General features: G+C 64.2%; 12 protein-coding genes. 9 read left to right on the top strand and 3 right to left on the bottom strand.

Annotation, left to right across the window (positions count from 1 at the left end; translation table 11 throughout):
* Positions 1–269 precede the first annotated feature (269 nt).
* The 3 genes from yajC to secF are packed head-to-tail and all read left to right on the top strand — an operon-like array spanning position 270 to position 3195.
* Entirely contained in the window at positions 270–584 is a 315-nt protein-coding gene (gene yajC, locus AC16XC_RS11850; protein WP_484034864.1) for a preprotein translocase subunit YajC, read from the top strand.
* A gap of 22 nt (positions 585–606) precedes the next feature.
* Complete coding sequence (gene secD / locus AC16XC_RS11845; protein WP_484034863.1) at positions 607–2205, top strand: protein translocase subunit SecD; 1599 nt, start codon at positions 607–609, stop codon at positions 2203–2205.
* A 12-nt stretch (positions 2206–2217) separates the two neighbouring features.
* Entirely contained in the window at positions 2218–3195 is a 978-nt protein-coding gene (secF, locus tag AC16XC_RS11840; RefSeq protein ID WP_484034862.1) for a protein translocase subunit SecF, read from the top strand.
* An 18-nt stretch (positions 3196–3213) separates the two neighbouring features.
* Here the strand turns inward: secF and AC16XC_RS11835 are convergent, their stop codons facing one another.
* A complete protein-coding gene (locus AC16XC_RS11835) occupies positions 3214–3786 on the bottom strand; it encodes a helix-turn-helix domain-containing protein (RefSeq protein WP_484034861.1) in 573 nt (190 codons plus the stop codon).
* A 221-nt stretch (positions 3787–4007) separates the two neighbouring features.
* Here AC16XC_RS11835 and AC16XC_RS11830 point away from each other — a divergent pair, with 221 nt between their 5' ends.
* Positions 4008–4481, top strand: a complete 474-nt coding sequence (locus tag AC16XC_RS11830; protein ID WP_484034860.1) for a DUF6456 domain-containing protein — start codon at positions 4008–4010, stop codon at positions 4479–4481.
* A 104-nt stretch (positions 4482–4585) separates the two neighbouring features.
* Positions 4586–6391 (top strand): DUF885 domain-containing protein, encoded by a 1806-nt coding sequence (locus AC16XC_RS11825; protein WP_484034859.1) that lies wholly within the window; start codon positions 4586–4588, stop codon positions 6389–6391.
* Here AC16XC_RS11825 and AC16XC_RS11820 read toward each other — a convergent pair.
* Both AC16XC_RS11820 and AC16XC_RS11815 read right to left on the bottom strand, forming a co-directional pair.
* A complete protein-coding gene (locus AC16XC_RS11820; RefSeq protein WP_484034858.1) occupies positions 6388–6915 on the bottom strand; it encodes a PilZ domain-containing protein in 528 nt (175 codons plus the stop codon). The genes AC16XC_RS11825 and AC16XC_RS11820 overlap by 4 nt on opposite strands.
* 287 nt (positions 6916–7202) lie before the next feature.
* The gene (locus AC16XC_RS11815) at positions 7203–9005 is read right to left on the bottom strand and encodes an ABC-F family ATP-binding cassette domain-containing protein (protein ID WP_484034857.1); all 1803 of its coding nucleotides are present in this window, start codon (positions 9003–9005) and stop codon (positions 7203–7205) included.
* A gap of 107 nt (positions 9006–9112) precedes the next feature.
* Between AC16XC_RS11815 and AC16XC_RS11810 the strand changes: the two genes are divergently transcribed.
* From AC16XC_RS11810 to AC16XC_RS11795, 4 genes are all read left to right on the top strand, one after another.
* Complete coding sequence (locus AC16XC_RS11810) at positions 9113–9832, top strand: SIMPL domain-containing protein (RefSeq protein WP_484034856.1); 720 nt, start codon at positions 9113–9115, stop codon at positions 9830–9832.
* 79 nt (positions 9833–9911) lie between these two features.
* Positions 9912–10217: a PepSY domain-containing protein gene (locus AC16XC_RS11805; protein WP_484034855.1), complete on the top strand. Its 306-nt coding sequence runs from the start codon at positions 9912–9914 to the stop codon at positions 10215–10217.
* Positions 10218–10299: 82 nt separating this feature from the next.
* Positions 10300–10977: a response regulator transcription factor gene (locus tag AC16XC_RS11800; protein ID WP_484034854.1), complete on the top strand. Its 678-nt coding sequence runs from the start codon at positions 10300–10302 to the stop codon at positions 10975–10977.
* A 112-nt stretch (positions 10978–11089) separates the two neighbouring features.
* Positions 11090–12291 (top strand): sensor histidine kinase (locus AC16XC_RS11795; protein ID WP_484034865.1); only part of this gene is annotated, 1202 nt, incomplete at its 3' end.

The raw sequence follows: 12291 nt of genomic DNA, 5'->3' as shown, positions 1-12291 counted from the left end.
CGACTGGATTCGAACCAGCGACCCCCACACCCCCAGTGTGATGCGCTACCAGGCTGCGCTACGTCCCGACAGTGGAGGCGCGCCCTATAGGCAAGCGGTCCGGCCTGTGCAAGCGTCTGTGCCCGGTTGGATCGCTGCACCGGCATTGCAGCCGCGTTGCCACCCTGTTGCATAGCTGCTACGCGCGCAGCCGATTTTCGTACTGGTGTTGAAATGGCGGATCGCGGCATCCACCTGACCGCCACAAGAACAGCAATGAGGGCTGCCTGATGTTCCAATTCCTTGCCGCTGGCGCTTCCGGCCCGTCGGGCCTGATCAGCTTCCTGCCCCTGATCGGCATGGTGCTGATCTTCTGGTTCCTGCTGATCCGCCCGCAGATGAAGCGGCAGAAGGCGCACCAGGCCAAGATCGCCGCGATGAAAAAGGGCGACCAGGTCGTCACCGGCGGCGGCCTTGTCGGCAAGGTCACCAAGGTCGACGATCACTATGCCGAAATCGAACTGGCGCAGGGCATGCGGGTGAAAGCGGTCAAGCAGACCATCACCGACATCATCCCGCCCGGCGGCGCCGCGGCCAACGACTGACCGGTGAAGGCAGACCGCGGCAATGCTTGAGTTTCCCCTCTGGAAAAAGGTCTGGATCTGGCTCCTTTCGCTGGGCCTGGCCGCCGCCGCGCTGCCTTCGCTGGCGTCGATCAGCGGCATGCAATGGCCCGCCTTCCTGCCCGACCAGCAGGTCAATCTCGGCCTTGACCTCGCAGGCGGCAGCCAGATCCTGCTCGAGGCAGACCCGTCGCAGGTCGAGCGCCAGCGGCTCGATGCGATGGAAGAGGCGGTTCAGGGCGCGCTGCGCCGGGCCGATCCGCGGATCGAATTCGGCGACTTGTCCTCGCGCAACGGGCGGCTCACTTTCATGCTCGAGGACCCGTCGCAGGTCGATGCCGCGCGCGCCGTGATCGAACCCTTGACCAACGGCGTCGGGATTACCCGCGAGTGGAATTTCGAGGTCGTCGACGACAGCCGGATCATCCTTACGCCGACCGCGGGAGCATTGGACCAGGCGGTCTCCGATGCGATGGACAGCGCCACCGAAGTGGTCCGCAAGCGCATCGACGCGCTCGGCACGCGCGAGCCGACGATCGTCCGCGAGGCCGACACGCGCATCTCGGTGCAGGTGCCCGGCCTCAGCGATCCCGAAGCGCTCAAGTCATTGCTTGGCAGGACTGCCGACCTCGAATTCAAGCTGGTCGACGTCAACGCGCTCCAGTCCGATATCCAGCAGGGCATTGCCCCGCCGGGCAGCGAAATTGTCCCCTATGCGCCGGGGACCGACTTCGAAGGCACGGCGATCGCGGTCAAGCGGCTGGGCGGAATTCGCGGGGATTCGCTGACCAGCGCAAGGCAGGGCTTCGATCCGCAGACCAACGAGCCGGTGGTCGATATCACTTTCGACCAGCAGGGCGGGGCGCGTTTCGCGCGGCTGACCGAGCAGAATGTCGGGCGGCCCTTCGCCATGATCCTCGATGGGCAGGTGCTCTCGGCGCCCAATATCAACGAACCGATCCGCGGCGGGCAGGCGCAGATCTCCGGCAACTTCACGGTCGAAAGTGCAAATGAGCTGGCGATCGCGCTGCAATCGGGCGCGCTGCCAGTCGAGCTGACCGTGATCCAACAGGGCTCGGTCGGGGCGGAGCTCGGTCAGGATTCGATCGAAAAGGGCCTGATCGCGATGGGCGTCGGCGCGCTCACCGTCCTGATCCTGATGTTTGTGACCTATGGCCGGTTCGGGCTGTACGCCAATGCCGCGCTGGTCCTGAACGTGCTGATGCTGCTCGGGGTGATGGCGATCGCGAATACGACCCTGACGCTTCCGGGCATTGCCGGTTTCGTGCTCACCATCGGCGCTGCGGTCGATGCCAACGTGCTGATCAACGAACGGATCCGGGAGGAGCGAAAGCGCGGGCGCAAGGTCTTTGCCGCGGTCGAGCATGGCTACAAGGAAGCGAGCCGCGCCATCTTCGATGCCAACATTACCAATGTCATCGCCGCCGTGATGCTGTTTGCCTTCGGGTCCGGCCCGGTGCGCGGCTTTGCGGTGGTGCTGATGATCGGTATCGTGACGTCGGTGTTCACCGCCGTGACCGTGACCCGGATGTGGGTCGCCGGGTGGCTGCGCAGAGCGCGGCCGCAGGACTTGAATGTTTAGGAGGGCCGGACAATGCGACTGCTGAAACTCGTCCCCGACAATACGAACATCAAGTTCCTCAAATGGGCGCTGCCCTTTTATGTCGTGAGTGCGATCCTGGTGGTGGCGAGCTTCGCCATGGTCTTCACCAAGGGCCTCAATCTCGGCGTCGACTTTGTCGGCGGGCAGCAGATCCAGGTCACCTTCACCGAAAGCGAGCAGGCGCCGGTCGCGGAATTGCGCGAACAGGTATCCGCGCTCGGCTTCGGCGAGCCGGTGATCCAACAATTCGGCGCGGAAAACGAGGTTTCGATCCGTTTCCGCCTGCCCGAGGAAGTCGCAAGCGATCCCGCGGCGTCGAGCGAAATGACCACCCGCGTAACGACCCAGATCACCGAAAACTTCGCCGATGCGCGGATCGACGACCTTTCTTCGGTGTCGGGCAAGGTCTCGGGCGAGCTCTTCACCACCGCCATGTATGCGCTGGCGATCGCGATGATCATGATCGCGATCTATATCTGGGTGCGCTTCGAATGGCAGTTCGGGGTCGGAGCGCTGCTTGCATTGGTCCACGACGTAAGCCTGACGCTCGGCATGTTCGCGCTGTTCCAGCTGGAATTCGATCTCAAGATCATTGCCGCGATCCTGACCATTATCGGCTATTCGTTGAACGATACGATCGTCATCTACGACCGGATTCGCGAAAACCTGAAGAAATACCGCAAGATGCCGATCGTCGAGCTGCTCGACCTGTCGGTCAACGAGACGCTGGCCCGTACGGTCATGACCTCGCTCACCCTGCTGGTCGTGCTGGTCGCGCTGCTGCTGCTCGGGCCGCAAAGCCTGTTCGGCTTCACCGCCGCGATCACGCTCGGCATTTTCGTGGGCACCTACAGCTCGGTCTACATGGCCGCGCCGATCCTGATCTGGCTCAAGGTGACCTCGGACAGTTTCGTCCCGACCGAAACCGTAGCCGATCGCCAGGAAAGAATCGCACGCGGCGAAATCTAGCCGGGGCAGCCGAAACTCTCAGAGCTTTCGCACCAGCATTTCCGCCATCGCCAGCCAGGCCGGACCGTCGATCACGATCTGCCGCTGCCCGCTTCCGGGCGGAAGCAGCCCGACCAGCGAGCCCTGGCGGTCGATCAGGCGGCCGAAGGCAAAGCGCCCGCCGGCGCGCGGCACCAGCACGTCGCGATTGATCATCAGCGGCGCGTCTTCGGGCGGCAATTGGCGCAGCCACAGCTGGTCGCCCGCACGGTATTCGCCCGCGCTGGCCTCGATTGTCATGCAGATCAGCGGCGCGCCTGCTTCGAGTTCGGTCGGCAGCAGGGCGTCGCGCGGGGTGGAAAGCGGCTCGGCCCCGCTTTCGGTCAGGCGAGCGACGATCTGCGGCTGGGCCGCCCGTTCGCCGCGCACCAGCATTTCCGGTTCGACCTGGAGCGCCGCGGCGATCCGGTTCATCCAGGCGAGCGAGAGGTTGCGCATCCCGGTTTCGAGCCTGCCGATGGTCTGCGCGGTGGTCGGCGGGTCGCAGGCTTCTGCGACATCGGCCAGGGTCAGGCCCTTTTCCTTGCGGATATCGCGGATGCGGTTGATCATCGCTACCTACCTCTGCTCTCTCCCCTTCAGGGGAGAGATACGAAGACTTGCTGCCGTGGCAGCTAGTCGGAGTTGAGAGGGGGAGTGTGCGAGGCCCCCTCTCCCAACCCTCTTCCCTGAAGGGGAGAGGGTGGGAATTGCATAACCGATTTGGCTCTTTTCTCTTTCCTACAATAACCGATACTTGGCAAGGGCGCTTTCCACAGCATGGAGGAAGCGGCATGAAACAGCAGCTGGTCGAGCGCGAACTGACCGAGGAGGGACCGAGGAGGCGCAACGGCGTCTCGCGCCGCAGGCGCAGCGTGACCGTCAACCTTGCCGAGAGCCCGCTCGCCTGGCTGCATTCGCGCGGCCATCTCGAAGACCGGCTGTTCGACGCCGGCGAGCGGCTCCGTGCGGATTACGAATTGGCCCAGCTTTCGCCCAGCGTCACGATGCGCTGGGACCCGGTGCGGGTTCAGGGAGGCAGCCGGGACAGTCTCACTCCGACCGAGCGGCAGATGGCAGCGCGCGAGCGCTTCGACGGGGCGATCGCGGCGGCCGGGAGCGGACTTGCCGACATATTGTGGCGCGTTGTCTGCGCCGGGGAAGCGCTCCCCGCAGCGGAGCGGGCGCTCGACTGGCCGGTGCGCAGCGGCAAGCTGGTGCTCAAGCTGGCGCTGGAGCGGGTTGCGGCGTTCTATCGCATTCGCTGATCCGTTCGTATTCGCGGTTGGTCGAATTCCCGGGGCCCGCGGATTGAGGCATTCCGTTTCCCGTGCAACCATCTTTCGGGGATGAATTGACCGGGGACTGAGCGGTGAAACGCAGGGATTTTCTCGCGGGCAGCAGCGCGGCGGCGCTGGCCATGGCTTTCGAACCGCATCGGGCCTGGGCCCAGAACGGGGCCGAAAGCCGGCTGCGGATGGCGATGGACCGGATCTTCGAGGTCGACCTCCAGCTGAGCCCGCAATCCGCAACCGCTTACGGCCTCGACACCGGCAGCAACGCATGGGCGCGCTCGCGCCTCGACGATTACAGCCTCGCAGGCGGCGTCGCGGCTGCCCGCCATTACGAGCGCCGCCTGGCCGAGCTCAGGACAATCCCGGATGCGGGTCTCGGGGAGAGCTGGCAGGTTCGCAAGGCGGTCGTCGAACACATGCTTGTGCAGCGGCTGGTGCCCGACCGGTTCGGGATTGCCGCACTGGGCGCGCCCTACCGGCTCAGCCAGCAGGACGGCGCCTATTTCGAAATCCCCGATTTCCTCGATTCGCAGCATCCGGTCGAGAATGCCGACGATGCCGAGGCCTACCTCGCGCGGCTGGCGGCATTTCCCTTCGCGCTCGACGACCAAAGCGCCGCCCAGCTGCACGATGCCGCCAATGGCTATCTGGCGCCGCGCTGGTCGCTCGACCTGGTCGAGAAGCAGATCGGAGCGTTGCTCGAACCGGCTCCGGCACAAAGCGGCATGGTCCGTTCGCTCGCGAGCCGGGCGGAGGAAGCCGGGATTGGCGGCGACTGGGCCGGCCGCGCTTCCGCGATCGTCGAACGAGAGGTCTATCCCGCGCTCCAGCGCCAACTGGACCTGGTCCGGCGGCTCAAACCGCGCACACGGCGCGGCGACGGGATCTGGCGCGTGCCGCGCGGCGAGGAAATCTACGCCGAGGCGCTGCGGCATTACACCACAACCGAAATGACCTCCGAGGAGATTCACCAGGTCGGGCTCGAGCAAGTCGCCGAAATCAGCGCCGAGCTCGATGCAATCCTGCGCGGAACCGGCCTGACCGGCGGAACGGTGGGCGAACGCCTGCTGCAGCTCAACGAGCGGCCGGACCAGCTCTATCCCAATGATGACGCGGGTCGCGAACAGCTGATCGCTTCGCTCAATGACGGGATGGCGGCGATCACGGCGAAGCTACCGCAGGCGTTCAAGTTCGTTCCCGACCGGCCGCTCGACATTCGCCGGGTACCGGTGGAGATCCAGGACGGTGCTTCGAACGGCTATTACAGCCCCGCGGCGCTCGATGGGTCGCGTCCGGCGATCTACTGGATCAACCTCAAGGATACCGCGGACTGGCCGAAATACACCTTGCCGGCGCTGACCTTCCACGAAGGCAATCCCGGGCACCATCTGCACCTGACGCGCATGGCGCAGTCCGGCGATCTGCCGCTGCTGCTCAAGAATTACTGGCTGTCATCCTATGGCGAGGGCTGGGCGCTCTATGCCGAAATGGTGGCGGAAGAGCTGGGCGGGTATTCGGGCCTGGAGAAAGCCGGGGCATTGCAGAGCTGGCTGTTCCGCGCGGCGCGGCTGGTGGTCGATACCGGCCTCCACGCAAGGCGCTGGAGCGTCCAGCGGGCAACGCAGTATTTTGCCGATACCGTGGCCTTCCCGTGGGCGCGCTCGCAGCGCGAAATCGAGCGCTATTGCGCCTCGCCCGGCCAGGCGTGCAGTTACAAGATCGGGCAGAACGAATGGGTCCGCTTGCGCGCCAAGGCCCAGGCGCAGCTGGGCGAAGCGTTCGACTTGCGCGAGTTCCACGAGATATTGCAGGAAGGCGTCATGCCGCTCGCGCTGCTCGAGCGTCGGGTGGATGCGTGGATCGCGCGGGTGAAGGCGGCCTAATGCCGCCGCGCGTCGGCGACGATCGCGGCCAGCTGCTCGCAATCGAGCGGTTCGTCGAAAACGAGGCCGTAGATCGTCGAGAGGCACCAGCGCACCCTGGCTGACACCGGTTCGAGCGTTTCGGTCTCGACGGTCACCGTCTCGCCCACTTCGAGATAATCCCGGCATTCGATGCAGGCGCCCTGCTGCGAGATATTGCGCACGGTGATGACGTGGGTCTCGTCGCCCGCGCGCACCGACCCTTCGAGCATGGTATTCACGCGCAATTGGCGGCGCGGATAATGGCCGCTCGCCAGTTTCACCAGCCGGCCCGTATCCACTTCGTCGGGAAATTTGAGCCCGGCATGTTGCTCGTCCCGCCAGACCAGGCTGACCGGGAAGTTCTCGCCGTTCGCCAATTCGAACGTGAACTGCTCGCAATCGGGCAAGTGGCCGTAATGCCTGATGCTGACGCCATCGCTCGACGCGTCACGGACAACACAAAGGATTTCCCCGAATTCGGATGCGAGTTTCGCACCCTGCATCAGCAGGGCAAATCGCGGCGCGCCCCGGCGGTCTTCGTCTCCAGAAACACCGAATCCATTCAACAGCTCTTGCAGCTTACTGGTCTGTGCAGCCATGTCGCAATACCCCCTGGCGATTAGCATCGAGCGACCGCGTCTTCCTTTGTTGGACGGAAGCTACGCCTGCTTAGTTAACCGATACTTAAAGGATTATAACTTTCATGGATCGGCGAATTACTGCAATTATTCGATCATTATTACTTGAATAATTCGATTGCGCCGAAGCGATCGCGGCGGAAAGCGGCGCTTCAGCCTTCGACCAGCTCCGCCAGTGCGAGCCATCGTTCCTCGGCAGCATGCTTCTCGGCGCGGGCAGCTTCGAGTGCCAGGGTCAGCCGGTCGAACTTGTTCCGGTCGCGGGAAAACAGATCGGGATCGGCCAATGCCTCTTCGCCGCGCAAGATCATGGCATCGAGTTCCTCGATCCTCTCGGGGAGCGTGTCGTAGTCGCGCTGGTCCTTGTAGCTCAGCTTGGTACCCTTGGCGGACGGTACAGGGCGCCTGGCCGCCGTTTCTTCCTTCTTCGCTTGCCTAGCGGCCGGCACAGGATGCCGTTTCCGCTTCGCTTCCCAATCGGCATAGCCGCCCGCGACGATATCGACCCTGCCACTGCCATCGAGGCCGAGGGTTACCGTGACCGTGCGATCGAGAAAGTCGCGGTCGTGGCTGACGATCAGCACCGTCCCGTCGTAATCGGCGATCACTTCCTGCAGCAGGTCGAGCGTTTCGAGATCGAGATCGTTGGTCGGCTCGTCGAGCACCAGCAGGTTCGATTTGCGCGCGAATTCCCGCGCGAGCAGCAGGCGCGAGCGTTCGCCGCCGGACAGGATCCCCACTTTCGTGTCCACGATCGCGGGATCGAACAGGAACTCCTTGAGATAACCCTGGACGTGCTTGCGGATGCCGCGGACATCGATCCAGTCGCCGCCTTCGGCCAGCACCTGGCGGACCGTCTTGTCGGGCGCGAGAACGCTGCGCTGCTGGTCGATCATGACCCCGGTAAGCGTCTTCGCGAGTGTGATCTCGCCTTCGTCGGGTGCCAGTTCCCCGGTCAGCAGTTTGAGCAGGGTCGTCTTGCCGGTCCCGTTGGCGCCGACCACGCCGATCCGGTCGCCGCGCTGGATGCGCAAGGTGAAGTCGCGAATGATCCGGCGGTCTCCGAAGGACTTGCAGACATTTTCCGCGACGATCACCGATTTGGTCCGGACGTCGTCGCTCTTCAGCGCCAGCTTCGCCGTTCCGCCCGGAGCCAGCATCGCCGCCCGCTGCGCGCGCATCTCGTAAAGCTTCTCCAACCTGCCCTGGTTGCGCTTGCGCCGCGCGGTCACGCCGCGTTCGAGCCAGTGCGCCTCGAGCTTCAACCTGGCGTCGAGCTTTTCGGCCGCGCGCGCCTCTTCGGCATAGACTGCCTCTTCCCATGCTTCGTAACCCCCGAAGCCCACTTCCTTGCGCCTCAACTTGCCACGGTCGAGCCACAAGGTCGCGCGGGTCAGGCGCCTGAGGAAAGTCCGGTCGTGCGAAATGACGATGAACGCGCCCTTGTAGCGCTCGAGCCAGTTTTCGAGCCAGTCGATCGCCGCGAGATCGAGATGGTTGGTGGGCTCGTCGAGCAACAGCAAGTCCGGCTCGCTGGCCAGGGCCCGGGCAATGGCCGCCCTTCGCCTTTCACCGCCGCTGGCGTTTGCGGCGGGCGTCGACAGGTCGATCCCCAGCTGGCCGGCGATGGCCTCCACCGCGTGTTGCGCGGGTCCGCCGGGGCCGGCCATCGCGAAATCCAGCAATGTTGCGAAGCCGTCGAAGGATGGTTCCTGCTCCAGAAACACGACATTGGTGCCGGGCACGATAGTGCGCTTGCCCCGGTCGGCTTCGATCCGGTCGTCGATCAGCTTGAACAGGGTGGTCTTGCCGGCGCCGTTGCGGCCGATCAGCGCCAGCCGGTCGCGCGGTCCGACGTGCAGGTCGATCCCGCCCGATTGCGGGTTTCCGAACAGCCAGCCGGCGCCCTGGACCAGGCCCAGCCCTTCCCAGCTGAGGATCGGTGGATCAGCCATTGCGCGCAGTTAGGAGGGTCAATCCGTGCTGGCAAGGAACCGAATTGTTCAGTTCAGCGTAAGTGGCATAGGAGCAGGGCAAAACCCTGACACGAGGAGAATTCCCAATGACCAGACTCCCAATCCCGGCCGCCTTGGCCCTGGCCGCAATCGCACTCGCCTTTCCCGCACAGGCCGAGGTGACTATCACGGCGACCGGCCCGGTCGTCGACCTGAGCGTTACGGAAACCGTGACCGCCGATCCCGATATCGCCAATCTCAGTGCCGGTGTGACCAGCTTCGCCCCGACGGCAATCGAGGCCCTGCGGCTCAATTCCGGCCAGATGGACGCGGTGATCCGCAGGATCGAGAGCCTGGGAGTCGATGAAGACGATATCCAGACCAGCGGAATCAGTCTCAACGCCGAATACGATTACGATCAGGAGTCCCGACAGCAGGTCTTTCGCGGCTATCGCGTTTCCAACCGGGTTTCCGTCAAGCTGCGGGACATCGAGCGAACCGGGCGCGTGCTGGATGCACTGGTCGAAGCCGGCGCGACCGATCTGGGCGGAATCTCCTGGTCGATCGACGATCCTTCCGCAGCGGAAGACCAGGCGCGCGAGGCTGCCTTCAAATCGGCCCGCGAACGCGCGCTCGGTTATGCCCGCGCAGCCGGATACTCCGATGTGCGACTGCTGGAGGTCAATGAATCGGTGACGGGCGGGTGGCCGATCCCGCTCGAGTCAGTCGATGCTGCCGCGAGCGTCCGCAATGAAAGCATGCCGATCCGGCCCGGGCAGGTGCAGGCGGGCGTGACCGTGCGGGTGATTTACGAAATGACCCGTTAAGCCAAGTCATTAGCTTTCTGAACGACAGCAACGGCATTCACACCTTGTTCAATGGGTGATGCATAGGCAAGAAGACCTGATGAGCAAGCTGTTTGCCTCGATTTCCGCGGCCCTGCTGGGTGCGGCGCTCTTGACGGGCGTTCCAGCCTCCGCGCAATCGCGCGACGACCAGGGTGAAGCGCGCCGCGCGATGGAGGCTGGCAACCAGCTTTCGCTGCGCGAGATCGAGGCGATTGTCATGCCGACCATGCCCGGCTGGCGCTATCTCGGCCCTGCCTACGATGCGACAGCCAGGGCCTATCGTCTCAAATTCATCAAGGATGGCAGGGTGGTGTTTGTCGACGTCGATGCCAGGACCGGCCGCGTTATCGGCCGCAAGGGCTAGCGAATCGTGCGGCCGATCCGGTTGACGCTTTCTTTTGGAGCGCCCATCTCGGACGGCAGCTTATAACTGGGGAAACTGGGACATGCGGATCCTGATCGTCGAGGACGAACCGACACTCGGCAAACAGCTGAAGAATACGCTTGAGCAGAACGGTTATGCCGTTGACCTTTCGACCGACGGCGAGGACGGGCATTTCATGGGCTCGACCGAGGATTACGACGCGGTCATTCTCGACCTTGGCCTGCCCGAGATCGACGGACTCACCGTGCTCGGCATGTGGCGCAAGGAAGGAAGAACCTTTCCGGTGCTGGTGCTGACCGCGCGCGACAGCTGGTCCGACAAGGTCGCCGGGCTCGATGCCGGGGCCGACGATTACCTGGCGAAGCCGTTCCAGACCGAAGAGCTGATCGCCCGCCTGCGTGCGCTGATCCGCCGGGCGTCGGGCAATGCGACGTCCGAACTGATCGCCGGCGATGTCCGGCTCGATACCCGCTCGGGCCGGGTTACGCTGGCCGGCGAACCGGTCAAGCTGACCGCGCAGGAGTACAAGCTGCTCAGCTACCTGATGCACCACAAGGGCAAGGTGGTCAGCCGGACCGAATTGATCGAGCATATCTACGACCAGGATTTCGACCGCGATTCCAACACTATCGAAGTATTCGTCACCCGCATTCGCAAGAAGCTGGGGGCGGACGTCATAACCACCATCCGTGGCCTCGGTTACAGCCTCGACGACCCCGCCGACGCCCCCCGCGAGTAGCGCTTCGCAAGCGCCGGCGGTCCGGGAGGAAGCGCACGGGCGAGCGGATGCGCCAGCGGAGGCCGGAGCAACACCCGACGTGACCCGTCACACCGGCAGCCTCGGGCGACGGATGTTGCTGATCGCGGCCGGCTGGATCAGCGTACTCCTGCTGCTTGGAGGGGTGGCGCTGGAGCGAACGCTCACGACCCTTGTCACCAACAATTTCGATAACCAGCTCGATTATATCCTGACCGCGATGATCCAGTCGGCCGAGATCGGGCAGGACGGCGAAGTTCTGTTCATCCGTCCGCTGGGCGACCAGCGCTTTCTCGAACCCAATAGCGGGCTTTACTGGCAGATCAGCGGCAAGGGCCACGACGACTGGCTCTCCCGGTCGCTATGGGACCGCACCCTGCCGGTCGATTTCGACCATTTCGATCCGGCACCGCACATCTACGACAGCGTCGGGATGGAGGGCGAGGAACTGCGCATTATCGAGCGCACCATCATTCTTCCGGAGAGCGATACGGAATGGTGGTTCCTGGTCGCGCAGAGCCGGTCGGAGCTCGATGCCCAGATCAGGAATATTCGCGGCATCCTGTTCTGGAGCTTCGTTGCGCTGGGTACCGGTCTGTTCCTGATGTCGGTGTTCCAGATCTGGTACGGGTTGGGGCCCTTGCGGCGAGTGCGCCTCGCGATCAAGCATATGCGCACGACCGGCACCAACCGGGTGACCGATCCGCTGCCGCTCGAAGTCCAGCCGCTGGTGCATGAGCTCAATTCGCTGCTCGAACACTCCGAGAAACAGGCGGAAGAGGCGCGCACCCATGCGGGCAACCTCGCGCATGCGCTGAAGACCCCGCTGACCGTGGTGATGAACGCCGCAACCGCCAGGTCGCCGGACCTGTCGGACACCGTGATCCGCGAGGCGGCGGTGATGCGGCGCCAGGTCGACCATCATCTTGCCCGCGCGCGGGCGGTGGGCCGGCGCGCGGTCGGCCTGTCGCGCACCAATGTCCGCGAAAGCGCCGATGCGGTCGAGCGGGCCATTTCGAGGCTCTATGAAAATGTCCGCATCGACATAGCCGGATCGCGCGAGGCGATGGTCGCGATCGAGCGCCAGGACCTCGACGAAATCCTCGGCAATTTGATGGAGAACGCGGCCAAATATGGCGGCGGGAGCGTGTTCGTGACGGTCGATGCCGATCCCGCGTCGGAGCAATGCGAAGTGCATGTCGAGGATGACGGCGCCGGAATCCCCAAGGGCCAGCGTCGCGAAATGTTCACTCGCGGCGCGCGGTTGGACACTGGCAAGCCCGGCACCGGCCTGGG

Source organism: Candidatus Andeanibacterium sp. (genome assembly GCF_057143545.1).
The sequence above is the reverse complement of the archived record's forward strand: the minus strand, read 5'-3'. Positions and strand labels throughout refer to the sequence as shown.

Excerpts from the sequence above, each read along its gene's own strand:
- yajC (WP_484034864.1), top strand. The coding sequence starts at position 270 with ATGTTCCAATTCCTTGCCGCTGGCGCTTCCGGCCCGTCGGGCCTGATC.
- secD (WP_484034863.1), top strand. The coding sequence starts at position 607 with ATGCTTGAGTTTCCCCTCTGGAAAAAGGTCTGGATCTGGCTCCTTTCG.
- secF (WP_484034862.1), top strand. The coding sequence starts at position 2,218 with ATGCGACTGCTGAAACTCGTCCCCGACAATACGAACATCAAGTTCCTC.
- AC16XC_RS11835 (WP_484034861.1), bottom strand. The coding sequence starts at position 3,786 with ATGATCAACCGCATCCGCGATATCCGCAAGGAAAAGGGCCTGACCCTG.
- AC16XC_RS11830 (WP_484034860.1), top strand. The coding sequence starts at position 4,008 with ATGAAACAGCAGCTGGTCGAGCGCGAACTGACCGAGGAGGGACCGAGG.
- AC16XC_RS11820 (WP_484034858.1), bottom strand. The coding sequence starts at position 6,915 with ATGCAGGGTGCGAAACTCGCATCCGAATTCGGGGAAATCCTTTGTGTT.
- AC16XC_RS11815 (WP_484034857.1), bottom strand. The coding sequence starts at position 9,005 with ATGGCTGATCCACCGATCCTCAGCTGGGAAGGGCTGGGCCTGGTCCAG.
- AC16XC_RS11810 (WP_484034856.1), top strand. The coding sequence starts at position 9,113 with ATGACCAGACTCCCAATCCCGGCCGCCTTGGCCCTGGCCGCAATCGCA.
- AC16XC_RS11805 (WP_484034855.1), top strand. The coding sequence starts at position 9,912 with ATGAGCAAGCTGTTTGCCTCGATTTCCGCGGCCCTGCTGGGTGCGGCG.
- AC16XC_RS11800 (WP_484034854.1), top strand. The coding sequence starts at position 10,300 with ATGCGGATCCTGATCGTCGAGGACGAACCGACACTCGGCAAACAGCTG.